The organism is Streptomyces sp. NPDC005791 (genome assembly GCF_042871485.1).
GTDB lineage: Bacteria > Actinomycetota > Actinomycetes > Streptomycetales > Streptomycetaceae > Streptomyces.
Map to the genome: position 1 here is coordinate 727,082 of NZ_JBIAIP010000001.1, position 24,914 is coordinate 751,995.

27 protein-coding genes and 1 pseudogene are annotated in these 24,914 nt (G+C 70.2%); 18 read left to right on the plus strand and 10 right to left on the minus strand.

The window, feature by feature from the left end:
* Window positions 1-566 precede the first annotated feature (566 nt).
* From ACFYSH_RS03535 to ACFYSH_RS03555, 5 genes are all read left to right on the plus strand, one after another.
* On the plus strand, window positions 567-794 hold the full coding sequence (locus ACFYSH_RS03535; protein ID WP_359466937.1) for a hypothetical protein: 228 nt from the start codon (window positions 567-569) through the stop codon (window positions 792-794).
* Complete coding sequence (locus tag ACFYSH_RS03540; RefSeq protein ID WP_359466934.1) at window positions 794-1,447, plus strand: pilus assembly protein TadG-related protein; 654 nt, start codon at window positions 794-796, stop codon at window positions 1,445-1,447. The genes ACFYSH_RS03535 and ACFYSH_RS03540 overlap by 1 nt, the downstream gene beginning before the upstream one ends.
* The gene (locus ACFYSH_RS03545; RefSeq protein ID WP_359466931.1) at window positions 1,448-2,062 is read left to right on the plus strand and encodes a hypothetical protein; all 615 of its coding nucleotides are present in this window, start codon (window positions 1,448-1,450) and stop codon (window positions 2,060-2,062) included.
* A gap of 8 nt (window positions 2,063-2,070) precedes the next feature.
* Window positions 2,071-2,721: an OmpA family protein gene (locus ACFYSH_RS03550; RefSeq protein WP_388750716.1), complete on the plus strand. Its 651-nt coding sequence runs from the start codon at window positions 2,071-2,073 to the stop codon at window positions 2,719-2,721.
* 398 nt (window positions 2,722-3,119) lie between these two features.
* Complete coding sequence (locus tag ACFYSH_RS03555) at window positions 3,120-3,884, plus strand: hypothetical protein (RefSeq protein WP_388750719.1); 765 nt, start codon at window positions 3,120-3,122, stop codon at window positions 3,882-3,884.
* Between the two features lie 33 nt (window positions 3,885-3,917).
* On the opposite strand, the gene ACFYSH_RS03560 is transcribed toward ACFYSH_RS03555, so the two are convergent.
* From ACFYSH_RS03560 to ACFYSH_RS03570, 3 genes are all read right to left on the minus strand, one after another.
* Window positions 3,918-4,481: a dihydrofolate reductase family protein gene (locus ACFYSH_RS03560; protein WP_359466922.1), complete on the minus strand. Its 564-nt coding sequence runs from the start codon at window positions 4,479-4,481 to the stop codon at window positions 3,918-3,920.
* A 150-nt stretch (window positions 4,482-4,631) separates the two neighbouring features.
* Window positions 4,632-4,823 (minus strand): hypothetical protein, encoded by a 192-nt coding sequence (locus ACFYSH_RS03565; RefSeq protein ID WP_388750722.1) that lies wholly within the window; start codon window positions 4,821-4,823, stop codon window positions 4,632-4,634.
* A gap of 11 nt (window positions 4,824-4,834) precedes the next feature.
* Window positions 4,835-5,686, minus strand: coding sequence for a DUF5753 domain-containing protein (locus ACFYSH_RS03570; protein ID WP_388750725.1), 852 nt, complete (start codon window positions 5,684-5,686; stop codon window positions 4,835-4,837).
* A 282-nt stretch (window positions 5,687-5,968) separates the two neighbouring features.
* On the opposite strand from ACFYSH_RS03570, the gene ACFYSH_RS03575 reads away from it, so the two are divergent.
* Window positions 5,969-6,475: an ATP-binding protein gene (locus tag ACFYSH_RS03575; protein ID WP_388750728.1), complete on the plus strand. Its 507-nt coding sequence runs from the start codon at window positions 5,969-5,971 to the stop codon at window positions 6,473-6,475.
* 68 nt (window positions 6,476-6,543) lie between these two features.
* Here the strand turns inward: ACFYSH_RS03575 and ACFYSH_RS03580 are convergent, their stop codons facing one another.
* Window positions 6,544-7,347, minus strand: coding sequence for a serine hydrolase domain-containing protein (locus tag ACFYSH_RS03580; protein WP_388750731.1), 804 nt, complete (start codon window positions 7,345-7,347; stop codon window positions 6,544-6,546).
* A gap of 376 nt (window positions 7,348-7,723) precedes the next feature.
* Here ACFYSH_RS03580 and ACFYSH_RS03585 point away from each other — a divergent pair, with 376 nt between their 5' ends.
* The 3 genes from ACFYSH_RS03585 (at window position 7,724) to ACFYSH_RS03595 (ending at window position 9,263) form a co-directional block, all read left to right on the plus strand.
* On the plus strand, window positions 7,724-8,326 hold the full coding sequence (locus ACFYSH_RS03585) for a sigma-70 family RNA polymerase sigma factor (RefSeq protein ID WP_359466913.1): 603 nt from the start codon (window positions 7,724-7,726) through the stop codon (window positions 8,324-8,326).
* Window positions 8,323-8,985, plus strand: a complete 663-nt coding sequence (locus ACFYSH_RS03590; RefSeq protein WP_359466910.1) for a hypothetical protein — start codon at window positions 8,323-8,325, stop codon at window positions 8,983-8,985. Before ACFYSH_RS03585 ends, ACFYSH_RS03590 begins: the two co-directional genes overlap by 4 nt.
* 95 nt (window positions 8,986-9,080) lie before the next feature.
* Window positions 9,081-9,263, plus strand: a complete 183-nt coding sequence (locus ACFYSH_RS03595) for a hypothetical protein (protein ID WP_359466907.1) — start codon at window positions 9,081-9,083, stop codon at window positions 9,261-9,263.
* A 75-nt stretch (window positions 9,264-9,338) separates the two neighbouring features.
* On the opposite strand, the gene ACFYSH_RS03600 is transcribed toward ACFYSH_RS03595, so the two are convergent.
* Window positions 9,339-10,634 carry a benzoate/H(+) symporter BenE family transporter gene (locus ACFYSH_RS03600; protein ID WP_388750735.1) on the minus strand — a complete coding sequence of 432 codons (1,296 nt, stop codon included), beginning with the start codon at window positions 10,632-10,634 and terminating at the stop codon, window positions 9,339-9,341.
* A gap of 156 nt (window positions 10,635-10,790) precedes the next feature.
* Here ACFYSH_RS03600 and ACFYSH_RS03605 point away from each other — a divergent pair, with 156 nt between their 5' ends.
* Window positions 10,791-11,978, plus strand: a complete 1,188-nt coding sequence (locus tag ACFYSH_RS03605; protein WP_359466903.1) for a glycosyltransferase family 39 protein — start codon at window positions 10,791-10,793, stop codon at window positions 11,976-11,978.
* A 23-nt stretch (window positions 11,979-12,001) separates the two neighbouring features.
* Here the strand turns inward: ACFYSH_RS03605 and ACFYSH_RS03610 are convergent, their stop codons facing one another.
* Window positions 12,002-12,394 (minus strand): DUF192 domain-containing protein, encoded by a 393-nt coding sequence (locus tag ACFYSH_RS03610; RefSeq protein WP_359466901.1) that lies wholly within the window; start codon window positions 12,392-12,394, stop codon window positions 12,002-12,004.
* 104 nt (window positions 12,395-12,498) lie between these two features.
* Here ACFYSH_RS03610 and ACFYSH_RS03615 point away from each other — a divergent pair, with 104 nt between their 5' ends.
* The 3 genes from ACFYSH_RS03615 (at window position 12,499) to ACFYSH_RS03625 (ending at window position 14,739) form a co-directional block, all read left to right on the plus strand.
* On the plus strand, window positions 12,499-13,290 hold the full coding sequence (locus tag ACFYSH_RS03615) for a prepilin peptidase (RefSeq protein ID WP_388750738.1): 792 nt from the start codon (window positions 12,499-12,501) through the stop codon (window positions 13,288-13,290).
* A 71-nt stretch (window positions 13,291-13,361) separates the two neighbouring features.
* The gene (locus ACFYSH_RS03620; RefSeq protein ID WP_388750741.1) at window positions 13,362-14,180 is read left to right on the plus strand and encodes a class I SAM-dependent methyltransferase; all 819 of its coding nucleotides are present in this window, start codon (window positions 13,362-13,364) and stop codon (window positions 14,178-14,180) included.
* A 103-nt stretch (window positions 14,181-14,283) separates the two neighbouring features.
* Entirely contained in the window at window positions 14,284-14,739 is a 456-nt protein-coding gene (locus ACFYSH_RS03625) for a hypothetical protein (RefSeq protein ID WP_388750744.1), read from the plus strand.
* A 6-nt stretch (window positions 14,740-14,745) separates the two neighbouring features.
* Here ACFYSH_RS03625 and ACFYSH_RS03630 read toward each other — a convergent pair whose 3' ends face one another.
* Together ACFYSH_RS03630 and mgrA are read right to left on the minus strand one after the other, a co-directional pair.
* Window positions 14,746-15,924, minus strand: coding sequence for a winged helix DNA-binding domain-containing protein (locus tag ACFYSH_RS03630; RefSeq protein WP_388750747.1), 1,179 nt, complete (start codon window positions 15,922-15,924; stop codon window positions 14,746-14,748).
* A 263-nt stretch (window positions 15,925-16,187) separates the two neighbouring features.
* The gene (gene mgrA / locus ACFYSH_RS03635) at window positions 16,188-17,225 is read right to left on the minus strand and encodes an L-glyceraldehyde 3-phosphate reductase (protein ID WP_388750750.1); all 1,038 of its coding nucleotides are present in this window, start codon (window positions 17,223-17,225) and stop codon (window positions 16,188-16,190) included.
* 206 nt (window positions 17,226-17,431) lie between these two features.
* On the opposite strand from mgrA, the gene ACFYSH_RS03640 reads away from it, so the two are divergent.
* From ACFYSH_RS03640 to ACFYSH_RS03655, 4 genes are all read left to right on the plus strand, one after another.
* Entirely contained in the window at window positions 17,432-18,193 is a 762-nt protein-coding gene (locus ACFYSH_RS03640; RefSeq protein ID WP_359470741.1) for an isoprenyl transferase, read from the plus strand.
* 324 nt (window positions 18,194-18,517) lie between these two features.
* Window positions 18,518-19,840 carry a PhoH family protein gene (locus ACFYSH_RS03645; RefSeq protein WP_359470738.1) on the plus strand — a complete coding sequence of 441 codons (1,323 nt, stop codon included), beginning with the start codon at window positions 18,518-18,520 and terminating at the stop codon, window positions 19,838-19,840.
* A 390-nt stretch (window positions 19,841-20,230) separates the two neighbouring features.
* Entirely contained in the window at window positions 20,231-20,944 is a 714-nt protein-coding gene (locus ACFYSH_RS03650) for a transglycosylase SLT domain-containing protein (RefSeq protein ID WP_359470736.1), read from the plus strand.
* A 131-nt stretch (window positions 20,945-21,075) separates the two neighbouring features.
* Complete coding sequence (locus ACFYSH_RS03655) at window positions 21,076-22,488, plus strand: AI-2E family transporter (protein ID WP_388750754.1); 1,413 nt, start codon at window positions 21,076-21,078, stop codon at window positions 22,486-22,488.
* Between the two features lie 133 nt (window positions 22,489-22,621).
* Here ACFYSH_RS03655 and ACFYSH_RS03660 read toward each other — a convergent pair whose 3' ends face one another.
* On the minus strand, window positions 22,622-23,155 hold the full coding sequence (locus tag ACFYSH_RS03660) for an alkyl hydroperoxide reductase (RefSeq protein ID WP_388750756.1): 534 nt from the start codon (window positions 23,153-23,155) through the stop codon (window positions 22,622-22,624).
* Between the two features lie 11 nt (window positions 23,156-23,166).
* Entirely contained in the window at window positions 23,167-23,721 is a 555-nt protein-coding gene (locus tag ACFYSH_RS03665) for a peroxiredoxin (RefSeq protein ID WP_031091730.1), read from the minus strand.
* Window positions 23,722-23,874: 153 nt separating this feature from the next.
* On the opposite strand from ACFYSH_RS03665, the pseudogene ACFYSH_RS03670 reads away from it, so the two are divergent.
* Window positions 23,875-24,810 (plus strand): annotated as a pseudogene (locus tag ACFYSH_RS03670) (hydrogen peroxide-inducible genes activator); the annotation flags it as partial.
* Window positions 24,811-24,914: the final 104 nt, after the last annotated feature.

The following is a 24,914-nucleotide window of genomic DNA, read 5'->3' on the forward strand; positions in this document are numbered from 1 at the left end:
CCGTTCTCATCAGACCCGAAAGGAGGTCGCGGAATGCCGAACGACGTCCCACCAGCCCAACTCCGGAACCGGGCGACACGGAAACCTTCACCCCCGTGCGCAGCCCCGCGTCCCGTCCCTTGGGGAGCTCTTTCGCGACTGCAACCCGTTGTGGCACAGTCTTCGGCTGAAGGAAGCCATCTGGGGGCAAAGATCCCCAATGAGGGCTGGTGCAGCCACAGTTCGAGGGAGGCGGAGGTCATGGAACTCGTCGTGTCCGGGACCGGTGACCACCGGATCACTGCCACCTGCTGCACCGGCGAGAAGACGGCCGAGCAGCCTGGGGCGAGAGGGACGGACCGACATGGCTGAACGGGGGAGAGCGGGCCCGGAGGCGGGAGCGCGGGCCGGATCTCGGCCTCTGTCCCGGTTTTGGGCCCCGAGGGCCTGCGGTGGGCCGGGTGTCCGGCCTAACGTTTCATTCGTCGCGAACGGCACCGGCCTGGAGGAAGCCGGGAACGGGAGCGACGCCACGAAGTCTTACGTATCGGTCGGCAACCGGCCGGCCGAACCCGGAGGGGAACACCATGAGCAAGCTGATGCTGAAGGCTTCCGTCAACGCCAGGGTCTGGGCGAACACCGCTGTCGAACGCATGAAGATGCGGGCGGACCGGGACCGGGGGCAGAGCGCGGTGGAGTACCTGGGCATCATCGTGGTGGTCGTGGCGATCATCGGGGTGCTCATGACCACGAACCTCGGGACCACTATTGCGGCTGCTCTCACCGCCCAGATCAACAAGGTCACGGGCGGCTGATGACAGCCGGGCGAGCTCGTGAGGCAGGACAGGCCCTCCCTATCTACATCGCGGTGGTGGCAGGCTTGCTCTTCCTCGCGTTCGCCTACTTTGCCGTTGGTCAGGCCTCGGTGAAGAAGAACGAGGCCCAGACGGCCGCGGACGCGGCAGCACTCGCGGCTGCACTGGATGCGCGTGACGAGTGGGACTGGCCTGGGGCCTTCGATCTCGAAGAGTGGGACGACCTGCTGAGTGGGCGGAACATCGGAACGGGGTCGTGTTCCGCAGCTGGTCGGCTTGCGGCCGAGAACGATGCCCACCAGGTCTCCTGCGGCTCGGATGACTGGCCCGAGGCGTCCTACACGGTCACGGTCGAGACCAACCAGACCGTCGGTAGCTCGGTCATCCCCGGCACCGAGACGAAGAAGGCCCAGGCGACCGCCAGAGCGGTGATCGAGCCGCGCTGCCGTCTCGAAGAGGACACAGATCCTCCGCCGAGCCCCACACCGAGTCCTTCGCAGGAGGATAGCGAAGGAGACACGGACGAGGGCGAAAAGCAGCAACCGCACAAAGTCGTCTGCGATGACGAAGAAGGCTTCCGTATCGACCCGGAAAACCTTGACCTGCTGCCCGACCTGGCAGACCTGTTCTCCGTCCACCTGGCCGACAAGTAGATGACCGACACCGAGAGGACCACGCAGATGCGTGCAGCCACGTCCCGGATTCGCTTCAAGGGGGCAGCTGCTGCTGTCGCCTCGGTAGCCATGGCTGTCGTGCTGACGGCCTGTGGAGGCGACGGGGGAGACGAGAGCGCGGAAGGTAAGGCCAAAGAGCAGCCCGCGTCTTCTGCTAGTCAGGAGGCCGAGGCGCCGGGCCCCGAAGCGGAGGACGAGAGTCAGGTGCTCGCCACGATCAAGGGCAAGGAAGGCGTAGAGGTCGTTGTCAACTCGGTCGAGCGGGAGTCCGGGGGGTTCGTCACGGTCAAGGGACAGGTGAAGAACGGGTCCGAGAAGATTTGGGCCGCGGTTGGATGGCAAGGGCTTGAACAGGAGCTTGCGAGCAATGGCGCGTCCATGGCTGGTGCAGCCTTGGTGGACCAGGCAGGCAAGAAGCGCTACCTGATCCTGCGTGACACTGACGGCCGGTGCCTGTGCACGAAATTCGAGGGACTCCAGCCAGACGAAGAGGCTCCCTTCTTCGCACAGTTCCCGGCCCCGCCCGCAGACGTCACCGACGTCGACTTCCAGATCCCCACCATGCCCACCGCGACGATCAAGATCTCCGGGTGATGGCCGTCATGCAGCCACCGACCCCCGCACCAGCCGCACACCGAAGCGCACTCCGGTGCCGCGTCGGACTGTCCGCCGCTGTGGCGGTCGTCCTCAGTGCGTCGACTCTCTGGGGAGCGGCCCCCGCGACGGCGGACGACGACCCCAACGCCGTCCCCTCCGCCGCGCCGCCCGTCGAGGTCGACGCCAACTCACCCGGGCTGATGCTCGGTGACGGCGCGACCCTCGGCGATATCCGCGTACTCGACATCAAGTCGGTCGTCGAGGACATGGGCGGCGAGGAGCGCCGCGAGGACACCAACGTGGACATCACCTTCGCCCTCCAGGCCGAGGTCCTCTTCGGCAAGGACAGCGCGAAGCTGAGCGGTGAGGCCAACGCCCGAATTATCGCGATCGCGGCGGAGATCAAGAACCAGAACGCCACCAAGGTCCGCGTCTTCGGCTTCACCGACAACCTCGGTACCTCCGCCCACGGCGACGTCCTCTCCAAAGAGCGGGCCAACGCGGTGCAGGGGGTCCTCTCCCCGGGCCTCCCGAACGTCACCTTCGAGATCCGTGGCTACGGGGAGCAGTACCCGATCGCGAGTAACGACACCGAAGAAGGCCGTAAGAAGAACCGCCGTGTGGAGATCACCTTCCAGCGCACCGGCGCTTCGTAGAGGGAGTTGATCACGGCGAGGTCCCTGAGGCGCTGACCTGAGGGCGCGCGGAAGGTACTGAGGCAGCCGAAAGGTCGTGGTCAGCGCGACACACTGAGCGTTGCCTCTCAGGGGTGGGGGCCCCTTCAGGACCACAAGCGGGCGAAGCCGCGTTCGGCTGGTGCCCATGCTGCGGCCAGGGACCGCTGCCCTGGCGGTCGCTGATGCGGATGATCCGGCAGCGGGTGAGGGCCTCAGCAGTTGGCTGCGTCCCGTGAACACGACAGGAGTGTCATGACACCGTAACCGCGCTTCCCAAGGGGTCGCCGCGCCCTACAGGATGGTGATCACAAGGCAGAGACCAGCCGGAACGACCAGTCCGGCCCGGCCACATCACCATCAGCAGGGGGAGTCCCACCATGCTTCGCACACACCGCCGCAAGTCCGTCCTCGCCGCCGCGGCCCTGGTGGCCACGACGATGTTGCTGACCGCCTGTCAGGGAGAGGGAACTGAGGACAGTGGCAAGTCGACCGGGGCCACGGCCTCGGACTCGGCCGCCCAGGGGAAGTCCGAGGACGGCGGGAGCGGCACCGGTGCCGGCAGCGCGTCGAAGAGCGGCACGGTGACGGGCAAGTGGGTCGGCACGGTCTCCTACCTCGCCCCCGGCAAGTACACCGTCAAGGACGCGAAGGACGCGGAGCAGGCGTTCTTCACCTCAGAGGACACCGACATCGAGGGCGCGGGCAAGATCTGCGGTGACGCGGACGGCCAGGCCGCCACACCGTGCACCGAGGAGCAGCTCGAAGCCGCGGCCAAGAAGGGCTTCGGAGCGACGGTCGACGTCAAGGACGGAGTGGCTGTCAGCATCATCGAGGACCACGCCGACAGTGGTGCCGGGACCGGCGACGGTATGGGCGAGGGCGAGAAGTCGGGGCTCTTCGCCGGCACGCTCGGGTACATGGCTCCGGGCAAGTACTCCGTCAGCCGCGACGGTAACCAGCGTGCGTTCTTCACCGCCACCGACACCGTCATCAACGGCGCCGGCTGGATCTGCGGTGACGCGGAGACCGTCACGCCCTGCACCGAGGAGGACCTCGAAGCCGCGGCCAAGAAGGGCGGCATCGCTGTCGCCGTCCAGGTCGAGGACGGGGTCGCCGTCACCATCGACGAGGAGCACAACTGATCACGGACCCGAGCGGGGCGCCAGGAAAGGCGCTCAACGCCTCGTCTCGTACCTGGTCAGGATCACGCCGCAGGGAAGCGTCCGCGTCTCCACCAGGTCGAGGTTCACCCAGTTGTCCAGCGCGGTGAAGAACGGCGTGCCGCCGCCCACCAGGACCGGCGCGGTGGCCAGCACGTACTCGTCAACCAGCCCGGCCCGCACGGCCGCCCCGGCGAGCGTCGCGCCGCCGATGTCCATCGGGCCGCCGTCCTCGGCCTTGAGCCGGGTGATCTCGGCGACCGCGTTGCCGGTGACCAGGCGGGTGTTCCAGTCGACCTTGTCGATCGTCGAGGAGAACACCACCTTCGACATGTTCCGCCATCGGCGCGCGAACTGGATGTCCGCCGGGCCGGCGTCGGGCTGCTGGTCGCCGGTCGGCCAGTAGGAGCTCATCGTCTGCCACAGTTTGCGCCCGTAAAGCGACAGGTCGGTCGCCTGCAACTGGTCGGACCAGAACTGGAACAGCTCGTCGCTCGGCAGGCTCCAGCCGATGTCGTCGCCGGGCGCGGCGATGTAGCCGTCCAGGGTCACGTTCATGCCGTAGATCAGTTTCCGCATGGTGCAGACCTTCCGTGAGCCGTCTCAGAGGTACAGACCGGCGCGGCGCGGGAAAGTCATCGGTGCGCGATCTGAGACCGACCTTTGGCTGGGCGCCTGGCAGCTCCTGGGCCGTCGCAGGCGCCCGGCCGGTGGGGAGGCGGCTGCCGTCTACAGCAGGTGATCGGCCTTGCCGGCCTTGATGTCCCGGATCATCTGCTGGAGAGCTTCACGGCTGTCTGTGAGGTAACGATCCTCCTGGCCGAGAACGGCAATGAACGCATTGCCTTCGGTGTCCGTCCCGAGGCGGAAACAATTGTTTCCCTCACCGCAGTACGGGTCTTCCCAGTTGACTTCGGCCATGGTGAGACTCCTCAAAGTTGACGTGCGACGGCGTGGATGAAGTCGCGTGACTCGGTGGCACCCAGTGAGGCTTCCTCCATCCAGTCAAGGTGGGCTCGGTACTTGGCGAGCTGCGCTTCGGCGTGCATGAACTCCGGTCCGTGTGCGGAATCCAGCTGCACCGTGTCCAGTTGGGGTACGACGCCATGCGCGTACAGGAGCGCGTGCCCCGCGCCCGGGAATGCTCCCCGGTCCACCGGAATCACCCGCAGGTCGATGTTTTTGCGCTCCGTAGCCTCGCAGAGGTATGTGAGCTGTTCCCGGGTGACCTCCCGGCCGCCGAACTGCATGCGCAGAGCCGCTTCGTGCACGTAACCGACGTAGTCGACCGGATTCTCGCGGTCCAGTACTCGCTGTCTTTCCAAGCGGTGGGTCACGCGCAGCTCGATCTCCAGCCGTGAGAGCGCGGGCAGTACGGCGCCGAACACCGCTCGTGCGTATGCGTCGGTGTGGAGCAGGCCCGGAAGATGGACAGTCTGGGCGGTCCGGATGCGTACGGAGTTCCATTCGAGCTCGGCGATGTCCAGCATGCCCGAGGGGAGTGTTCCCCGGTACTGCTCCCACCAGCCACGTCCGCGTTGTTCGGCCATGCCCACGAGTGCTTCGACGTAACGGTCGTCTGAGCAAGCGTAGTTGCAGGCAAGCGTGCGTACGCGTTCGGGCGCCACGGGCCGGACGCCGACCTCCATGTTGGAGATCTTCGTCCTGTCGATGCCCAACAGGCCGGCTGCGTACGCGGTTGTCGCCTCGGCTGCAGTGCGCATCTTCCGGAGTTCGGCGCCGAGGCGCCGTTGCCGCTCGGTAGGGGTGGAACTGCTCGGCATGGGCCTCTTCTTCCGCCAACGGTAGGCACAGTCTGCCGCTGAAGGGGAGACCCGGTCCACTCGTTAGGAGGCAATTGCCTCCCAAGTGGGGGCATGTGTGCCACGGGCGATCTACCGTAAGTCACGCACCGCACACGCTGCGCCAAGCCGAAGTGCATCGCGCGGTCCTGCCCGCACCTCCTGCCCTGGGAGGGGCAGGTCCGCGTCAGGGAGACAGGCCACAGCTCGACCGCAGCGGCGACAACAGCCAACTCGGCCATCCATCCATCCAGGGAGTCAGCCATGCACCCGTACGCACCCCCACTCCAACGCGCTGTCCTCTGCCCCGCGCGGGCTCTCCTCCCCGCCTCCGGGGCCGCTCCGTACCTCCGGTCGGCAGCGCGCCCGCATCCGGGGCTCGTCCTCAGCCTGACCCTGCCCGGTGACCCCCGCAGCGCGGCGGTCGGGCGCCGGGCGGTCGCGGCGGCCCTGCCGGCGTACGGGCTGCGCTCCCGCGCGTGGCCGGCCTCGCACGCCGTCACCGAGCTCATCGCCGTCAACGCGGCGCTCACGCCCGGACGTGAGCTCTACCTCTCGCTCCGTGAACGGGACGGCGCCCTCCGTCTGGTCCTGTGGGACCAGCACCCCCGTCACGCCGACCCGGACACCCTCGCGCTCTGCGAGGGCCGACGCCGCCAGGCGCTCTGGCTGCTGGCGGCCGTCGTCGACGACTGGGGCGGTGACTGGGGCATCGCCGAGGCCCGGCCACCCCACCAGGGGGTGCGGTCCTGGGTCCTCCTCCCGCAGTGACGCGGCGGCTCCGTCCTCCACGAGCCGCCCCGTTGACCCCAGCCGCGAAGTGGTGGCCGAGGCCGCCGTCAGGCGATGGCCTGGTAGAGCGTCGTCCAGAAGTCGTTCATGGCGCGCGGTGAATCCGGGGTGGACAGTCCGACCTGGGTGAGCAGGATTCCGCTGAGCTGGTTGGTCCTGTCGGCGTGGGCGGTGGTGCCGGAACCGCCGAACCAGCCGAACTGGCCGATGGGCGTGTAGTCGGAGCGCGAGGTGCGCACCGCCATCCCGAAGCCCCAGCCGCCGCTCACTCCCTGGCCGGAGGACAGGTGGGCGGCATGGCTGAACATGTTTTCCCGGGCGGCCAGTTGCGCGGCCGAGAGACGGTTGGTGGTCATCAGCTCCACGGCGGCCCGGGACAGGATCCGTTCGCTTCCGGGCATCCCGTGGTTCAGGAGCATCCGGAAGTAGGCGTGGTAGTCGTCGGCGGTGGAGACGAGCCCACCGCCGGCACCCTGGAACGCGGGAGGCGCGCCGGCCCGACCCCCTGCCGCTTCGTCCCATACGGCGAACTCGCCGGTCTGCGGGTCCGGTCCGTACAGGGGAGGCAGCCGGTCGATCTTGTCGACGGGCACGTGGAAACCGGTGTCTCCCATGCCCAGTGGACCGAGGACGCGTTCGCGCAGGAAGGTCTCCAACGGCTTCCCCGCGACCCTGGAGACGAGCACGCCGACCACCTCGTTGCTGAGGTCGTACTGCCACCGTGCGCCGGGCTGGTGCTGGAGCGGCAGCTCGCCGAGGCGGCGCATCCACTCGTCCGGCTCGGGCGCGGGCCCGGACGCCGCGCTGTAGTCGAGACGTTCGAAGGTCGCGGCCCTGATCGGGGAAGCCATCGACTCGGCTCCGGGTGTCGGCCGGTGCGAGCCGGGCCCGCGCCCGTGTACGCCGTGACGACCGTGGCGCGGACTGTGTCCTGCGCCACAGTCACAGCATGCGCGTACACATGTCCGGTCCGTCCGGCGGGGGGATTGCACCTGTTCACGGATGCCATGAAACGACCTTCGTCGACTGTTGATCTTGCGCTCCATAGCTGAATGAGCACGTCCGGTTAATTTTTCTGACCGCGTTTGAGTCCTGTGGGCCCGAATTCGCTTGAGTGGGGACCAGAAGCCAACCGGGCCGCAGGCACCGGTAGTCGGTGCCCCTCAACGAAGAGGAATCCCGTGAAGAGTGCTGTGCCCACCAGAGCGCCGCGTGCCGGAGGACCCCATGCGCGATGACGACGTCCGTGAGAGCGGGACATCCGCGGGCAGCAGGAGCCGCGACGTGGACGAACCGCTGGCGCTGCCGCTGGACTTCGAGGCGTTCGTCCTCAGCCACCAGCAGTTCTTCCACGCGTACGCGGAGATCCACTGCGGCACGAGGCCCGCAGCCGAGAGCATCGTCCACGAGGTCTTCCTGGAGATCCACGCCGTCTGGGACGGTCTGCTCCAGGAGGACGAACTGGAGCGACGCACGCTCGCGGTGCTGCACCGGCATGTCACCCGGCGTCTGGCGCGGGAAGGCCGGGATCCGGCCTACATCATCAACGGGCAGATCGAACGGGACCTCCGGGTGCTGCGGGGTGAGCTGGAACTCGCCGAGAGCCGTATCGGCCTCTACGAAGCGATATCGGAACTGCCGGTCCGGCAGTACACGGTGGTCGTCCTGCGCTATCTCCTGGGCTACCCGACCAACCGGATCGCACGCTTCATGAGCCTGGACGACCGCACCGTGAACTACCACTGCCGCAGGGCGAAGGAACGCCTCGGGAGAAAGCTGGGACTGCCCGTACGCACACGGGCCACGCAGGGAGATGAGGGAGGACAGTGACCGCAGCGACCAGCGCCACGATCGACGGTGCCCTGGAACGGGCACGCGTCACCGTCACCGCAGCCCCGGAATTCGATGTGGGCGCCGCACTGCGCCGACTGGCCGCCGACGTGGGCCGGTCCGCACCGGCGAACGACACCGCCAGGGCCGCGCAGGCGGGGCACAGGCTGAACACGGTCTGCCGGTGGATGATCAACGCGCCCGGTGCGGCGGGGCACATCGACAAACTCGCTGTTCCGTTGCCGGAGACCACGTTCGATGTCGAAGGCGCAGCCGTCTTCGCCTGCCTCCTGCATCTGACGGGACACCCGCAGAGCGCCCAGTTCTGGTGGCAGCTCTCGGCCGGGGCGGGGCACCGGGTCTCCGCGTACTGCCTGCACCTGCACCACCTGTCCCTCGGCGAGAGCCGTGAGGCCGCGCACTGGCGGCACGAGGTCACCGACTCCCGCCCCGGCACCGAGAGCATCGACGACGTCCTCCTGGGGTGCCTGGAGACGGTCGCCACCTACGTGCGGAAGAACGGTTCGGACGCCAGCACGCCCCCCACCGGGCTGCTGGAGATGGAGGTGGACCGGCTCGCGGGGGACGGCAGCCATCCCATACTCAGCCGCCCGGACCGTCGGCTGGCAGACCACCTGCGCGATTTCACGAGCCGCTGACACCCGAAACCCCACCCGCCCGCACCAGACCGAAGGGAGCCCCCGGGCGCCGACTCGCCCCGGAGGGCTCCCTTCCTCATGCCCGGAGGACCGAGATGAACCGTGTGACGACGACCCCGCCCGCACCCCGGACGCCCCGAACTCGTACCGGCCGCATACGTCGATGGGCGCACTCCCAGCGCCGGGCGGCAGCCGGCCACTTCGTACGCGGGCTGTGCTACGGCACGGGCCTTCTCACCGCGAGCCTCGCCGGGCTCTGGTTGCAGCAGTACCTCTGACGTAGGTCTCCCTCGCCGGTGTGGAGGTGGTCGCGTCTCCGGGCGGTACGTCCCGGCCCCGGAGCCGGGCCCGGCTCACCGCTCTCGCGTGGGCTCCGTGGCGTCAGCCGGTGCGGAAGCGGTCCGGTGGCGGAGGCGGCCGTTGAGCAGGACGTGCGCGGCGACTCCGAAGACCAGCCCCCAGAACGCCGAACCGATACCGAACAGGGTCACTCCGGAGGCCGTGGCCAGGAAGGTGATCAGCGCGGCCTCCCGGTCCTTCTCCTCCCGCACCGCGCCCGTCAGCCCGCCGGACAGCGCGCCGAGGAGAGCGACACCGGCCAGGGCGGCGACCAGTTCCTTCGGCAGGCCCGCGAAGAACGCCACGAGGGTCGAGCCGAACGCACCGACCACCAGGTACACCGCGCCGCACGCCACCCCGGCGACGTAGCGACGCCGGGGATCGCGGTGGGCCTCGGGCCCCGTGCAGATCGCGGCGGTGATCGCCGCCAGGTTCACCGCGTGCGAACCGAAGGGGGCGAGCGCCGCCGAGACCAGGCCGGTGGAGCCGACCAGGAGACGGTCGTCCGGGCGGTAGCCGGACGCGGCGAGCACGCCGACCCCGGGGGCGTTCTGGGAGGCCAGTGTCGCCAGGGTCAGCGGGACCGCGATGCCGATCAATGACGCCACGGAGAAGGCGGGGGTGGTGAACACCGGCTGCACCAGGCCCACATGGCCCAGCCGGACGTGCAGTTCCGAGCTCGCCGCACTGCACATCACACCGGCGACCAGCGCCAGGAGGACGGCGTAACGCGGGAGCCACCGCTTGCCCAGCAGGTAGGCCAGGAGCACCGACCCGGCGATGACCGGAGTGTGCTCCAGCGAGGTGAAGACATCGGCGCCGAACGAGAAGAGGATGCCCGCGAGCATGGCGGAGACGACCGCGCCGGGCACGAGCCGCATCAGCCGCCCGAAGATCCCGGTCACCCCGATCAGGGCGATCACGAGCCCGGACACGACGAAGGCGCCGATGACCTCGCCGTACGCGTACGAGCCGATGCTGGTGACCAGGAGCGCGGCACCGGGGGTGGACCAGGCCGTGATCACCGGCATGCGGGTACGCAGGCTGAGGGCGATGCAGGTCAGCCCGCTGCCGATCGAGATCGCCCAGATCCACGAGCCGGTCTGCCCGGCGTCCAGATGCCCGGCGCGGGCAGCGGAGAGCACGATGACCAGCGGACCGGAGTAGGAGACGACGACCGCGACGACGCCGGCGAGTACGGCGGACAGCGAGAGGTCGCGGACCAGCCGCGGCCCTGGCGAGGGCGCGGCCGACGCAGGCCGCTCCAGATCTTCCTCCGCCGTCGGTACCGATGGACCGGCCGTCGTCATCCGCTGTCGCCCTTCTTCCGCACTGTCGGAGGCCCGCCGTAGGGTCGTACGGACGCTCGAAACCCTCGCACGACGTGCCGCGCGCCCTTCGCCGGGTCCGGTACGCGAGACGGCGTGGGCACGGGACGCGCGGCGGCGGGCCCCATAATCGGCCGTATGCCCGATCAGCAGACGCGCCTTCGCCGAGCGGCGCCCGTCACCAGCGCCACCCGGCACCGCGCCTCGGCCCTGCTCACCGCCGCCGCACCCGCGCTGGGCGCCTATGCGGCGGTCAGGGCCGTCGGGCTCCTCGTCCTCTGGGTGTCGGCGTCGGCCGCCGGGAAGGACGCCCTGCATCTGCTCGGCGGGCGCTGGGACTCCGTCTGGTACCAGCGGATCGCCGAGGACGGCTACGGCTACACCGCCACCCTCCCCGACGGTGGCGCCCACCCCGACCTGGCCTTCTTCCCGCTGCTGCCGGCCCTGGAACGCGGCCTCGCGGCCGTCACCCCGTTCACCGTGCAGGGCGCCGGGATCGCCGTCGCCTGGCTGGCCGGTCTCCTCGCGGCCTGGGGGATCTTCGCCGTCGGCGCGCGGCTGTACGGGCGGCGGGCCGGGGTGGTGCTGGCCGCGCTGTGGGGCGCGTACCCGACGGCGTTCGTGCAGTCGATGGCGTACACCGAGACCCTGTTCACCGCGCTCGCCGCCTGGTCCCTGTACGCCGTGCTGCGAGGCCGCTGGATCGCGGCCGGTGCGCTGTGCGTGCTCGCCGGGCTGACACGGCCCTCGGCCGCCGCACTCATCGCCGCGCTGGCGCTGACCGCCGTCGTCGTCCTCGTACGGGAACGGCGGGAGGGCGGGCGGCGCGGTCTGCTGCGCCGGAACGCGCGGATGCTGCTGGGGGTGTGCCTGGCGCCGCTCGGCTGGCTGGCCTACGTGGTGTTCGTCGCCGTACGGGAGGGCAGCCCGTTCGCGTACTTCGACGTCCAGGCACAGTGGGGCAACAGCATCGACGGCGGCCGGGCGCTGGCCGCGTTCGTCGTCGGACTGCCGCTTCCCGCCGCGCTCGGGCTGTGCGCCGCGCTGGGACTGCTGGGATGGCTGGTGTTCCTGTGCGTACGGCAGCGGCAGCCGCCGCCCGTGCTGGTGTACGGCATCGCGGTCGTCGTCATCTCGCTCATCGGTTCCGGCTACTTCGGCTCCCGGCCGCGCCTGCTGATGCCCGCCTTCTCCCTGCTGATGCCCCCGGCCGTCGCGCTGGCCGGCCTGCGTACGGCCGTGCGCACGGGGGCGGTCGTCGCCGCGCTCGCCGTCGGCTCCGCGGCGTACGGGGCATGGACGCTGCTGGGGCCGGGACCGCCGTGACCGCGGGCGCCCGCCGCACCCGGTCACGGCGCAGGCGGCGAAGCCTCCGTGACGTCCGGCACGGAGACCCGCACCCGCGTCCCGGGCCGCAGGCCCCACCGTTGCATCGCCCCGGCCTCCGACTCCACCACGTGGCGGGCGCGGAGCCGGGGCAGACCGAGCCGGCCGGGCTTCATGGTGCGGACGGCCAGCACCCTGAACCCCCGGTCCAGGTACGCCACATCGATGGCGAACCGCATCCGGAAGGTGTGCACGCTCCCGCACGGGGTGATCAGCAGCGCGCCCTCGACGCCGTCCACGCCGAGCAACCCACGCGCCCGCGCCCGGTACGAAGCGGCGATGCGCAGCGGCACCTCCCGCACCTCGGCGTCCGTCCCGAGCGTCAGTGTGCCGCTGCCGTCACGCGATGTCGCCATGGGAGCGACCGTAGCCTCCCCGCCCCGCGTGTGGGTACCGAACGGCGACCGGTGGGCCCCAGGGCCCAAGACCCCGCAGCGCGAGGCCGATTAGGGTCGGAGCCGTGGACGCCACACTGATTGCGGTCGCCGCGCTCTGGGGCGCCGCCGCCGGACCGCTGCTCCCGCGCGCCGCCTACCGCTTCGCCGTCGAGCCCGAGGAGCCCTGGCGGGACGCGTGCCCGGCGGGGCACACGCTCACCGGGCCCGCCCGGGGCTGGCTCGGCTCGACCAGGTGCGCGGCGTGCGCCGCGCCCGTGCCCTCGCTCACGGGAGGCGCGGCCCCCGAGGCCCCGGCACCGGCCCGGCAGGGCCGCTACGCCCCCGCTGTCGTCGCCCCGGTGGTCACGGTGCTGGCCTGCGTGGCCCTCGCCGCCGCCACCGGGGCCCGGCCCGAGGCCGTCGTCTGGCTGCTGCTGACGCCCGTCGCCGTGCTGCTCGCCGTCATCGACCGGCGCGTCCACCGGCTCCCCGACACGCTGACACTGCCCCTCGCCGGGGCTGCGGCCGTGCTCCTGGGCGGTGCGGCGCTGCTGCCCGGGACCGGCGGGTCCTGGACCTCCGCCCTGCTCGGAGGGGTGGCGCTCGGCGGCTTCTACGTCCTGCTCTTCCTGATCAACCCGAACGGCATGGGCTTCGGCGACGTGAAGCTGGCCCTCGGGCTGGGCGTGGCGCTCGGCTGGTACGGCTGGGCCGTGCTCTTCGCGGGCGGCTTCGCCGGCTTCCTGCTGGGCGCGCTGTACGGGACGGGACTGGTGCTGCTGCGGCGGGCCGGGCGCAGGACGGGCATCCCGTTCGGCCCGTTCATGATCGCGGGAGCGCTCGTCGGTCTGCTGTTCGGGGGCCTCGCCGCTTGAGACCGTCCGGCGCGCCCACGTACGGGATATCCGCTCGCGCCAGGTCGTGGCGGACTGGCACCCTCCCCCGTATGACTGGATCGTCCGCACCCCTCGTCCAGTCCCCCTCCGACGCGCGCTTCGACACCCTCGTGGCGGAGGCCGAGGCCGCCTCCGTGGACGGCTGGGACTTCTCGTGGTTCGACGGACGGGCCACCGAGCAGCGCCCGTCGTGGGGTTACGCGCGTGCCATGGCGGGCAAGCTGGCAGGGGCCCGGGCCGCGCTCGACATCCAGACCGGGGGAGGGGAGGTCCTCGCCTCCGCGTCCGTGCTGCCGCCGCTCACCGTGGCCACCGAGTCCTGGCCGCCGAACGTCGCCCGCGCGACCGCCCTGCTCCATCCGCGCGGAGCCGTCGTCGTCGCGGACTCCGGCGAGCCGCCGCTGCCCTTCGGCGACCGGGCCTTCGACCTGGTCGTCAGCCGGCACCCGGTGACGACGTGGTGGGACGAGATCGCCAGGGTGCTGACTCCCGGAGGCACGTACTTCTCGCAGCAGGTCGGCCCTGAGAGCGTGTTCGAACTCGTCGAGTACTTCCTCGGTCCGCTGTCCCCCGAGCAGCGCGGCGCCCGGGACCCGGAGCGGGCGCGGTGCGACGCGGAGGCCGCCGGACTGGAGGTGACGGATCTGCGCGCCGAGCGGCTGCGCGTCGAGTTCCTCGACATCGGCGCCGTCGTCCACTTCCTGCGGAAGGTCATCTGGATGGTGCCGGGGTTCACCGTGGCCGCCTACCTGCCGCAACTGCGCTCCCTCCACCGGCAGATCGAGGAGAGGGGACCGTTCGTCGCGCACAGCGCCCGCTTCCTGATCGAGGCAAGGAAGCCGGATCGGACGTCAACCGCCCTACGCTGAACGGGCCTTGATCTGCCGGCGATGCAACGACATCACCCGTGCCCCCGTCCTACCCATGAGTAGTGCGACCCTGGTGGTTGAGCGCACAACGAAGGAGCAGGTCATGTCGGTGGGAAGGGAAATGCCGGGCGGGGAGATCGATGCGCCGACCGGCCGGCCACGCCACGGGAAGGCCGACTGGCTCACGGGCGCGCGGATCTCCGCCGTCCAGGGCTTGTTCTACCGGCCCGAGGGCCGCGCGGGGGAGCCGGAAGCCGTCGAATTCGTGCTGGAGGACGGGCAGTCGGTCCTCCTGACCTGTGCCTCCGACCAGACGCTGAGCATCACCTCCGGAGCCTGGCCCGGTCTCCCCGACTGGTGCGTCCCCGCGGGCCAGTGGCAGTTCGAGCAGCTGGACCGGCTGCCGCTCCCTCCGTACGGCGGGGCCTGGACGGTCACCGGCACGCAGGAGCGGCACGACGGGCACGGCGAGGTGCGTGAGGCGGTGATCCGGTGCGAGAACGGCGACTTCGTGATCAGTGGCGGTGACACGGTGGCCATCCGCTTCGTGCCCGGCTGATCCGTCCTACGCGTGACCTCCCACGGTCACCTTTCCCACCGTCAGCTCCGCAGTGCCCTCCAGCACCTCGCCCACCCTTTCCACCTGCTCCTCCAGCGCCCGCGTCCGCCCGGTGTCCAGTGGGCTCAGCGGTTCCACCGTCACGGCGATCCGCTTCCCCGAGCGCCGCTGGTGCCACACCCCTGCGACCGTGCCGTCCACCAGCAGTACCGGGAAGTTGCCTGCCTGGCCGCCGGCCAGCGCGCGCTCGTACGCCGCGGCGGGGAAGAGCCGCTCGCGGGGCCACGAGGCGATCGCGAACGCGTCGAAGTAGGGGAGGAGCCGTACCCCGCGCGGTTCCTCCGCAGGGAACAGGGTGTCGCCCGCCACCACATACGCGGTCCCGCAGTCCTCGAACGACACCTCCTCGATCGTGCCGGACCCGGCCAGGTCCGCGAAGAGCTGCCCGGCCCAGCCACGCGGCGCGGCGAGCCACCGGGCGAAGTGGGCCGGCGTGGCGGGACCGTACGCCCGCAGATAGCGCCGCACGAGCGCGGCCGTCGCCTCCGGGCCGGGCATCGGGACGGCGCCGGGGTTGGTGTACGTGGCCTTCCGGCCCCGGTTCGGCGCGTAGCAGAGGGCGCCCCGGTGGCCCGCCAGGTGCAGCACCTGGCGCCAGCGGGGCCACATTCCCTGGAACGCGGGCATCACCAGGTCACCTGCCCAGGGCCCGGTGCGGGCGATCACCTCGTCGGAGAGTTCGTCGACGGTGAGCTCGGCACCCGTCAGGGCGTCGGCCACCGCGGCCACGACCGCCTCGACCTGGTCCGGCGTCATCCGCGCGTCCTTGGGAAACGGGCTGCCGCCCATCGGGACGGCGGAGAGGGCACCCGTCCACATCGGCAGGTCCTCGGCAGGCAGCAGATGCACGGTGCCACGCGGACCGAACGTCTTGACGAGGGCCCGGTCGGTCCACAGAGCCGTACGCACATCCGTACGTGTCACTCCCGGCGCGCGCAGCCCGACCGAGAGCTCGGCGGCGGACAGCACCTGCGCGTGCGCCCCGAGCATCGCGGCGACGGCGCCGGTGACGTCAAGGGCCGTGTGGCCTGCGGGCGAGGCGCTCCCTGACAGGGACTGCCGTCCCAGACGCCGGGCGTTCGCCCGGGACCAGCTGACCGTCGCGCCGCGTGTTCGTGTCGTCATGGCCCGAAACCTAGGGCGTCAACAGGACAGTTCCCGTCCTGTTGGGTCGGCGGCCGCGCGTCGGGATGTGCCCGCAGCGCAGTCCGACGAATTCGGAGAGTGATTATTTCGTGCCGTGGCACGCAGCATCACTTACGAAGGGTTATGGTGGAAACCCCCCCTCGGGCCGGTCCGTAACCCCCCCCACGGACCGGCCCGTTTTTTTGTGCCCGGAGCGCGCTCCGGATGTGCGGCCCTCACGCGGGGCGGGCGGCGGCAGGGTGTCAGCGCCGGTTCGCCCAGATGTTGGTGCTCGCGGTGTCCACGGCGAAGGTGTCGATCTCCGTCAGCTCGGCGGCGGTCAGCGCCGGAGCGGCAAGCGCGGCCACGTTCTCCTCCAGCTGCTTCACGCTCGACGCACCGATCAGGGCCGACGTCATCCGGCTGTCACGCAGGACCCAGTTGAGCGCCAGCTGCGCGAGGGACTGCCCGCGTCCCCGGGCGATGTCGTTCAGTCCGCGCAGCCGCCGCAGCATCTCGTCGGACAGCAGGCCCGGGTCCAGGGACTTGCCCTGGCTGGCGCGTGAGCCCTCGGGGATGCCCGCGAGGTACTTGTCGGTGAGCAGCCCCTGGGCGAGCGGCGCGAAGGAGATGCAGCCCATGCCCGCCGTCTCCAGTGTGTCGAGCAGCCCGTCCGCCTCCGTCCAGCGGTTGAGCATCGAATAGGAAGGCTGGTGGATCAGGGCGGGCACACCCATCTCCTCGAGGAGCCGCGCCGCCTCGGCGGTCTGTGCCGCGTTGTAGGAGGACACCCCCGCGTACAGCGCCTTGCCCCGGGTCACGGCGGAGGCGAGCGCGCCCATCGTCTCCTCGAGCGGGGTGGAGGGGTCGAAGCGGTGCGAGTAGAAGATGTCGACGTGGTCGAGGCCCATCCGCCGCAGCGAGGCGTCGAGCGAGGACAGCAGGTACTTGCGGGAGCCCCACTCGCCGTACGGGCCGGGGTGCATCCGGTAACCGGCCTTCGTGGAGACGACGAGCTCGTCCCGGTACGGGGCGAAGTCCTGGCGGAAGATCTTGCCGAAGTTCAGTTCGGCCGATCCGGGCGGCGGGCCGTAGTTGTTGGCCAGGTCGAAGTGGGTCACACCCAGGTCGAAGGCGCGGCGCAGGATCGCCCGCTGGGACCCGAGGCCCCGGTCGTCGCCGAAGTTGTGCCAGAGACCGAGCGAGACGGCGGGCAGCTTGAGCCCGCTGCGGCCGGTGCGGCGGTATTCCATGGAGTCGTAGCGGGAGGTGTCGGCGAGGTAGGAGAGGGAATCAGTCACGTTTCACTCCTTATCACGGACTTGTGACACACCGGGTTGGGCCCCCGTGACCCGTCCGCAGTAATGTGGCGGCTTCGGGACATGCCGGTCCGCGGCGCGAGAGCGCGGTGCGCGGAACGCGCGGCGACGCCCCCGGGGGACGGCCCCCGGACCCCCGGTGAGGGGGAGGGGCCCCGGGCCCGTACAGAACCGAGAGGGTGAACTCAGTGAACTTGCGCGACCTGGTGTACGGGCTCTACGCACGCCGGGTGGAAGGCCGCCTGGACCACGCCCAGGTGCCCAAGCACATCGGAGTCATCCTCGACGGCAACCGGCGCTGGGCGAAGGCGTCCGGCGGCTCGGCGGTGCAGGGGCACCAGGCCGGGGCGGACAAGATCTCGGAGCTGCTCGGCTGGTGCAGCGAGACCGATGTCGAGGTCGTCACCCTCTGGCTGCTCTCCACGGACAACTTCGACCGGCCGGAGGCGGAGCTCATCCCGCTGCTCGGCATCATCGAGAACACCGTGCGCCAGCTCGCGTCCGACGGTCGGTGGCGCGTCCACCACGTCGGCACGCTCGACCTGCTGCCTTCCAGGACCCAGACCGTCCTCAAGGAGGCGCAGGAGGCCACGGCGGGTGTCGACGGGATAATCGTCAACGTCGCCGTCGGCTACGGCGGACGCCAGGAGATCGCGGACGCCGTCCGCTCCCTCCTCCTGGAGCACTCGGAGAAGGGCACCACCTTCGAGGAGCTCGCCGAGGTCGTCTCCACGGACCTGATCTCCGAGCACCTCTACACCCGTGGACAGCCCGACCCGGACCTCGTGATCCGCACCAGCGGGGAGCAGCGGCTGTCGGGCTTCATGCTCTGGCAGAGCGCCCATTCGGAGTACTACTTCTGCGAAGTCTTCTGGCCGGCCTTCCGTAAGGTCGACTTCCTGCGCGCCCTGCGCGACTACGCGGCGCGGCACCGGCGTTACGGGGCCTGAGGACTCCCTCCCGCCGCACACCGTTCACCACGACGTGGGCACACCTTGGCGCAGGCCGGGGCATGGCTTCGCGTGTTCGAGGGAATACAGCTCTCAGGTCGACGTCCGGTCAGTAACCAGGCGGACGTCACAGCCAAGTGAGCGGCACCAGCCCGCTCGCCCGGGAGGCCCTTTGCACACGAAGGACCGCACACCGTGCGGCCGACGCGGAGGGCCGGTGTCCGGCCCGCGCACGGGGCCCGGACCCGGCCCGTCCTCTCCCTTCGGGAAGTTCCGCGACGTCCGTCGCACTCCCCGACCTCGTCCGAGGGGGTACGTCCTTCCGTGGTGACCAGTACCAAGCGCCGCATGCCCGACAGGCGCACCTATGTTCTCGACACCAGCGTCCTGCTGGCCGACCCCAACGCCATGGCCCGGTTCGACGAGCACGAGGTCGTGCTCCCGATCGTCGTGGTCACGGAACTGGAGGCCAAGAGGCACCACCCCGAGCTCGGATACTTCGCCCGGCAGGCCCTGCGCCTGCTGGACGACTTCCGGGTCCGTTACGGCCGCCTGGACGCCCCGATCCCGCTCGGGGACCTGGGCGGGTCGCTCCGTGTCGAACTCAACCACTCCGACCCCGGCGTCCTGCCCGCCGGCTACCGGTTGGGGGACAACGACTCACGGATCCTCGCGGTCGCACGCAATCTGCAGGCCGAGGGCTACGACGTCACCGTCGTCTCCAAGGACCTGCCGCTCCGCATCAAGGCGTCCTCCGTCGGCCTCCTCGCCGAGGAGTACCGCGCCGAACTCGCCATCACCGACTCCGGGTACACCGGTATGGCGGAGCTGTCCCTCGCCGCCGAGCAGGTGGACCTGCTGTTCAGTGAGGAGAGCCTGTACATCCCCGAGGCCGCCGACCACCCCGTGCACACGGGGCTGGTCCTCCAGTCCGACCGCGGCAAGGCGCTCGGCCGGGTCACCGCCGAGGGGAACGTACGGCTCGTACGCGGCGACCGGGAGGCCTTCGGGATCCACGGCCGCAGCGCCGAGCAGCGCATCGCGCTCGATCTGCTGCTCGACCAGGACGTCGGCATCGTCTCCATGGGCGGCCGGGCGGGCACCGGCAAGTCGGCCCTGGCACTCTGCGCCGGCCTGGAAGCCGTGCTGGAGCGCCGGCAGCACCAGAAGGTGATGGTCTTCCGGCCGTTGTACGCGGTCGGCGGGCAGGAGCTCGGCTATCTCCCCGGCAGCGAGGCCGAGAAGATGAGCCCGTGGGCGCAGGCCGTCTTCGACACGCTGTCGGCGGTCGCCGGGCGCGAGGTCATCGAAGAGGTGCTGGGGCGCGGGATGCTGGAGATCCTGCCGCTCACCCACATCCGGGGCCGTTCGCTGCACGACGCGTTCGTGATCGTGGACGAGGCGCAGTCCCTCGAACGGAACGTCCTGCTGACCGTGTTGTCCCGTATCGGGGCCAACTCGCGGGTGGTCCTCACGCACGACGTGGCCCAGCGGGACAACCTCAGGGTCGGCCGGTACGACGGAGTCGTCGCCGTGGTCGAGAAGCTGAAGGGGCATCCCCTCTTCGCGCACGTCACGCTCACCCGCTCCGAGCGCTCGCAGATCGCCGCGCTGGTGACCGAAATGCTGGAGGACGGCCACATCTGACCCGCTACACCCCATAGATGCCGCCCGGCGAGCCAAGGAGCTTAGCCGGGCGGCATCGTGCTGCGCCGTCATTTCCGAAAAAGTGGTGCGCCAAACGAGGTGTGAGCTTTCACACGCAACACAGAATTGCAACGCGCCGTGTCCTTCCGGCAGAGTCTTGCTTCCGTCAGGCCCCGCATACGGCACTTGGGCACCTCCAGAGGCGCCACGCACCACACAACTCAACAACCGCCGTCCGTATGCCGCCCGCGAGCACCACGCGGCACTTCCGTGAGGAAGTCGCCCACCGGGCCCGTGCCTCCCGTGACCCAAGCAGTAGGGAGGCCAGTGTTCAGGGGCACGATTGCGTCCGCGAGGTCACCTAAGCGGGCGATGCTGGAAGGACACCGTGTGAGCCGGATCTCGGTCCGGGGGTTCGCCGTGGCATCTGCCACCGCGGTCACCACCGTTGGCGCCGTCGTAGGCGTTGCGTCGGGCAGCACTCCCGCTGCCGACGACAACAACTTCGAGGCGGCCGCAGCCGACACCACGCTGCTCGCAGACATCCCCGCGGGCCAGCAGGCCCAGGTTCAGACCGCTTCGCTGACGCAGCAGGCCGACGCCCAGGCCTCGGCAGCCGATGCGGCGGCCAGGAAGTCCGCCGAGGAAACGGCCCGCATCCAGGCCGCCAAGGACGCCGCGTCGAAGAAGCAGGCGGCCGAGGACAAGCTGGAGGCGCAGCGCGAGGCCAGGGACAAGAAGGAGAGGGACGCCCAGCGCGCGAGCCGCGACTCCGTCCGTGACGCCTCCTCCTTCTCGGCGCAGGGCTCCTACAGCGTGGCCGAGGTCCAGGCCATGGCCCGTCAGATGATTCCCGCCGACCAGTTCCAGTGCTTCAGCAACATCGTGAACCACGAGTCGACCTGGAACTACAGGGCGACCAACCCGTCCTCGGGCGCGTACGGCCTCGTGCAGGCGCTCCCCGGCTCCAAGATGTCGTCCGCCGGCGCCGACTGGCAGACCAACCCGGCCACCCAGATCAAGTGGGGCCTCAGCTACATGGACGGCCGCTATGGCAGCCCCTGTGGTGCCTGGTCCTTCTGGCAGGCCAACCACTGGTACTAGGAACTCCCGAGGTTCCTCGCTCAACTACGCGAAGCTCCGCACCGTCCTACGGTGCGGAGCTTCGCGCGTGTACGGTCGACCCGGACAGCTCCGGGGGCGTGCGTGGAGCGTATGGGGGAAAGGGAACATCCATGTCGAAACTTCCGGGGTGGCTCGGCCGGCTGGGCGCCGAACTCACCGAGATCGGGGCGCGCCTGGAAGAACGCCGTGCCGAGGACGAGCGCCGCGCCGACGAGGACGCCGTGAGCGTCTCCTCGTCGACCCTCTCCACCGTCGTCGCCGAAAAGGTGCCCCGCCCGCCCGCGTACGCCCCCTCCGTCGCCGCCAGACCCGACCCGGTGGCCGCGATCCCCTGGGGGATGCGTGTCGCGGCCGAGGCGGGATGGCGGCTGCTCGTCCTGGCCGGCACGCTCTGGGTGCTGATGCGGATCATCAGCGCCGTCCAGCTGGTCGTGCTGGCCTTCGCCGCCGCCCTGCTGGTGACCGCGATGCTCCAGCCGACCGTCGTACGCCTGAGGCGGCTCGGGCTGCCGCGCGGTCTGGCCACCGCGGTCACGGCGGTGCTCGGCTTCGTCGTGATGGGCCTGGTCGGCTGGTTCGTCGTCTGGCAGGTGATGGACAATCTGGACACCCTGTCGGACCGGGTCCGTGACGGCATCGACGAGTTGAAGCGCTGGCTCCTGGACAGCCCGTTCCATGTCACCGAGTCGCAGATCAACGACATCGCGAAGAACCTCAGCGACACCATCGGCACCAACACCGAGGAGATCACCTCCGCCGGTCTCCAGGGCGTCACCGTGATGGTGGAGTTCCTGACCGGTCTGCTGCTGGCGATGTTCTCGACGCTCTTCCTGCTCTACGACGGGAAGCGCATCTGGCAGTGGGTGCTCAAGCTGGTGCCCTCCCAGGCCCGCCCGGGCGTCGCGGGCGCCGGACCGCGTGCCTGGCGGACGCTGACCGCCTATGTCCGGGGCACGGTGATCGTGGCCCTGATCGACGCGATCTTCATCGGGCTCGGGATCTACTTCCTCGATGTGCCGATGGCGGTCCCGCTCGCCGTCTTCATCTTCCTCTTCGCCTTCATCCCGCTGGTCGGCGCGGTGATCTCCGGCGCCCTCGCCGTGGTCGTCGCGCTCGTCACCCAGGGCGTGTTCACCGCCCTGATGGTGCTGATCGTGGTGCTCGCCGTGCAGCAGATCGAGGGCCACATCCTGCAGCCCTTCATCCTGGGCCGCGCCGTACGTGTCCACCCGCTGGCGGTGGTGCTCTCGGTCGCGGCGGGCGGCATGGTCGCCGGTATCGGGGGCGCGGTCGTGGCCGTGCCCCTGGTCGCGGTGACCAATACGGTGGTCGGCTACCTCCGCTCGTACGGGCGGGACCCGGAGGTGCACCACGGCCCCGGGCCGCACGGCGCCACGGCGCTCTCGGCCGCACCGGCGACGAAACCGCCGCCCCCGGCGGACGGACCGGGTCCTGCCGCCCCGGACGACCACGACGAAAGGTCCGGGAACGGGGCCGGACCGCCGGACGGTCAGAAGCGCTAGGCAGGGGTGGGACGACACCACCTGGGCGCCACGCCCCACCGCGCGCCCCTGCCGCCGGACGCACAGGAAAGAAGGGCCCCGGGGACGGTCGGTCGTCCTCGGGGCCCTTCTCGTACAAAGGTACTGCCGTTCACTACTCGGCGAGCACGGCCTCGGCTTCGAGGGTCACGCCGACCGCCTGGATCACCGAAGCGATCTTGACGGCTTCCTGAATGGTCTCACGGTCGACGCCGGCCTTGCGCAGCACCTGCTCGTGGGAGTCCAGGCACTGGCCGCAGCCGTTGATCGCGGAGACGGCGAGCGACCACAGCTCGAAGTCGACCTTCTCCACGCCCGGCTTGCCGATGACGTTCATCCGCAGGCCCGCACGGAGGTTTCCGTACTCGGGGTCCGACAGCAGGTGCCGGGTGCGGTAGAAGACGTTGTTCATCGCCATGATGGCGGCGGCCGACTTCGCCGCGGTGTACGCCTCGGCGGAGAGGTTGGCCTTGGCCTCCGGCTCCAGCTCGCGCAGCACCTTCGGCGAGCGCGAGGCGATCGCGCAGGCCAGGACGGTGCCCCACAGCTGCTGCTGGGGGAGCTCGCTGTTGCCGATGACCGAACCGAGGTTCAGCTTCAGGTCCTTGGCGAAGTCCGGTACGGCCGACTTCAGTTCATCGAGTGCCATGTCGTATCAGCTCACTCGCCCGAGAGGAGCGCGACCGGGTCCAGGGTGGTCTCGCCCTTGGTCCAGTTGCAGGGGCAGAGCTCGTCGGTCTGCAGGGCGTCGAGGACCCGCAGGACCTCCTTGGGGTTACGGCCCACGGAACCGGCGGTCACCATCGTGAACTGGATCTCGTTGTTCTGGTCGACGATGAAGACGGCGCGCTGGGCGAAGCCGTCCTCGCCCTCGATGCCGAGGTCACGCATGAGCTCGTGCTTCGAGTCGGCCAGCATCGGGAAGGGCAGGTCGGTCAGGTCCGGGTGGTCCTTGCGCCAGGCGTGGTGCACGAACTCGGAGTCGCCGGAGAAGCCGAGGATCTGGGCGTCACGGTCGGCGAACTCGTCGTTCAGCTTGCCGAAGGCGGCGATCTCGGTGGGGCACACGAAGGTGAAGTCCTTCGGCCACGCGAAGACGATCTTCCACTGACCCTCGTAGGTCTTGTGGTTGATCTGCTCGAACTCCTTGCCGCTCTCCAGCGACACGCAAGCGGTCAGGTCGAACTCGGGGAACTTGTCACCGACAGTGAGCACGCGCACTCCTTGCTGCGTAGGAATTCCCCTTTTGGGGGCGTTCCTGGGGGTTGGACGGCCTCCACCTTGGCACAGGGTGCATTGATCACGGAAATAGCTACACTCGGTCGGTGTGATCGGAGGTACCTATCAGTGACGTATGTAAATCAGACCATGAGGTCCAAACAGCCCAGCCTCTCGCAGCTGCGCGCCTTCGCGGCCGTGGCGGAACATCTGCACTTCCGGGACGCGGCGGCAGCAATCGGGATGAGCCAGCCGGCGCTCTCCGGAGCCGTGTCGGCGTTGGAGGTGGCACTGGGTGTCCAGCTCATCGAGCGTACGACGCGCAAGGTGCTGCTCTCGTCGGCGGGGGAGCGGCTGGCGGTGCGGACCAGGGCGGTGCTGGAGGCCGTCGGCGAGCTGATGGAGGAGGCCGAGGCCGTACAGGCGCCGTTCACCGGGGTGCTCAGGCTCGGCGTGATCCCGACCGTCGCGCCGTACCTGCTGCCGACCGTGCTCAGGCTGGTCCACGAGCGCTACCCGGAGCTGGACCTCCAGGTCCATGAGGAGCAGACCTCCTCGCTGCTGGACGGACTGGCGGCCGGGCGGCTGGACCTGCTGCTGCTCGCGGTGCCGCTCGGTGTGCCGGGGGTCACCGAACTGCCGCTGTTCGACGAGGACTTCGTGCTGGTCATGGAGCAGGAGCACGAGCTGGGAGGGCGCACCGACATCCCGCGCGAGGCCCTGCGGGACCTGCCCCTGCTGCTGCTCGACGAGGGGCACTGCCTGCGCGACCAGGCGCTGGACATCTGCCGGGAGGCGGGGCGTACCCAGGGGGCGGCGGTGACCACGACCGCGGCCGGACTCTCCACCCTGGTGCAGCTCGTCGCGGGTGGCCTCGGGGTGACGCTGCTGCCACGTACGGCGGTGACGGTGGAGACGGTGCGCAACGACGCCCTGACCACCGGGTACTTCGCCGCTCCGGCGCCCTCCCGGCGGGTGGCGCTGGCGATGCGGACGGGGACGGCGCGGCACGCCGAGTTCGAGGAGTTCGCGGCGGCGCTGCGGGAGGCGATGGCGGCCCTCCCGGTACGGGTGCCCGAAGAGGGGTGGGGGGGGGGCCGGGCGCGCGCGCCCCCCCCCCCCCCCCCCCCCCCCCCCCCCCCCCCCGGCCCCCCCCCGCCCCCCCCCCCCCCCCCCCCGCCGCGCCCCCC

Coding starts and splice junctions, on each gene's coding strand:
- ACFYSH_RS03535 (WP_359466937.1), top strand. CDS start 567: ATGAGCAAGCTGATGCTGAAGGCTTCCGTCAACGCCAGGGTCTGGGCG.
- ACFYSH_RS03595 (WP_359466907.1), top strand. CDS start 9,081: ATGAACCGTGTGACGACGACCCCGCCCGCACCCCGGACGCCCCGAACT.
- ACFYSH_RS03620 (WP_388750741.1), top strand. CDS start 13,362: ATGACTGGATCGTCCGCACCCCTCGTCCAGTCCCCCTCCGACGCGCGC.
- ACFYSH_RS03555 (WP_388750719.1), top strand. CDS start 3,120: ATGCTTCGCACACACCGCCGCAAGTCCGTCCTCGCCGCCGCGGCCCTG.
- ACFYSH_RS03630 (WP_388750747.1), bottom strand. CDS start 15,924: ATGACGACACGAACACGCGGCGCGACGGTCAGCTGGTCCCGGGCGAAC.
- ACFYSH_RS03660 (WP_388750756.1), bottom strand. CDS start 23,155: ATGGCACTCGATGAACTGAAGTCGGCCGTACCGGACTTCGCCAAGGAC.
- ACFYSH_RS03540 (WP_359466934.1), top strand. CDS start 794: ATGACAGCCGGGCGAGCTCGTGAGGCAGGACAGGCCCTCCCTATCTAC.
- ACFYSH_RS03610 (WP_359466901.1), bottom strand. CDS start 12,394: ATGGCGACATCGCGTGACGGCAGCGGCACACTGACGCTCGGGACGGAC.
- ACFYSH_RS03625 (WP_388750744.1), top strand. CDS start 14,284: ATGTCGGTGGGAAGGGAAATGCCGGGCGGGGAGATCGATGCGCCGACC.
- ACFYSH_RS03545 (WP_359466931.1), top strand. CDS start 1,448: ATGACCGACACCGAGAGGACCACGCAGATGCGTGCAGCCACGTCCCGG.
- ACFYSH_RS03655 (WP_388750754.1), top strand. CDS start 21,076: ATGTCGAAACTTCCGGGGTGGCTCGGCCGGCTGGGCGCCGAACTCACC.
- ACFYSH_RS03600 (WP_388750735.1), bottom strand. CDS start 10,634: ATGACGACGGCCGGTCCATCGGTACCGACGGCGGAGGAAGATCTGGAG.
- ACFYSH_RS03560 (WP_359466922.1), bottom strand. CDS start 4,481: ATGCGGAAACTGATCTACGGCATGAACGTGACCCTGGACGGCTACATC.
- ACFYSH_RS03575 (WP_388750728.1), top strand. CDS start 5,969: ATGCACCCGTACGCACCCCCACTCCAACGCGCTGTCCTCTGCCCCGCG.
- ACFYSH_RS03605 (WP_359466903.1), top strand. CDS start 10,791: ATGCCCGATCAGCAGACGCGCCTTCGCCGAGCGGCGCCCGTCACCAGC.
- ACFYSH_RS03585 (WP_359466913.1), top strand. CDS start 7,724: ATGCGCGATGACGACGTCCGTGAGAGCGGGACATCCGCGGGCAGCAGG.
- ACFYSH_RS03565 (WP_388750722.1), bottom strand. CDS start 4,823: ATGGCCGAAGTCAACTGGGAAGACCCGTACTGCGGTGAGGGAAACAAT.
- ACFYSH_RS03550 (WP_388750716.1), top strand. CDS start 2,071: ATGCAGCCACCGACCCCCGCACCAGCCGCACACCGAAGCGCACTCCGG.
- ACFYSH_RS03570 (WP_388750725.1), bottom strand. CDS start 5,686: ATGCCGAGCAGTTCCACCCCTACCGAGCGGCAACGGCGCCTCGGCGCC.
- ACFYSH_RS03580 (WP_388750731.1), bottom strand. CDS start 7,347: ATGGCTTCCCCGATCAGGGCCGCGACCTTCGAACGTCTCGACTACAGC.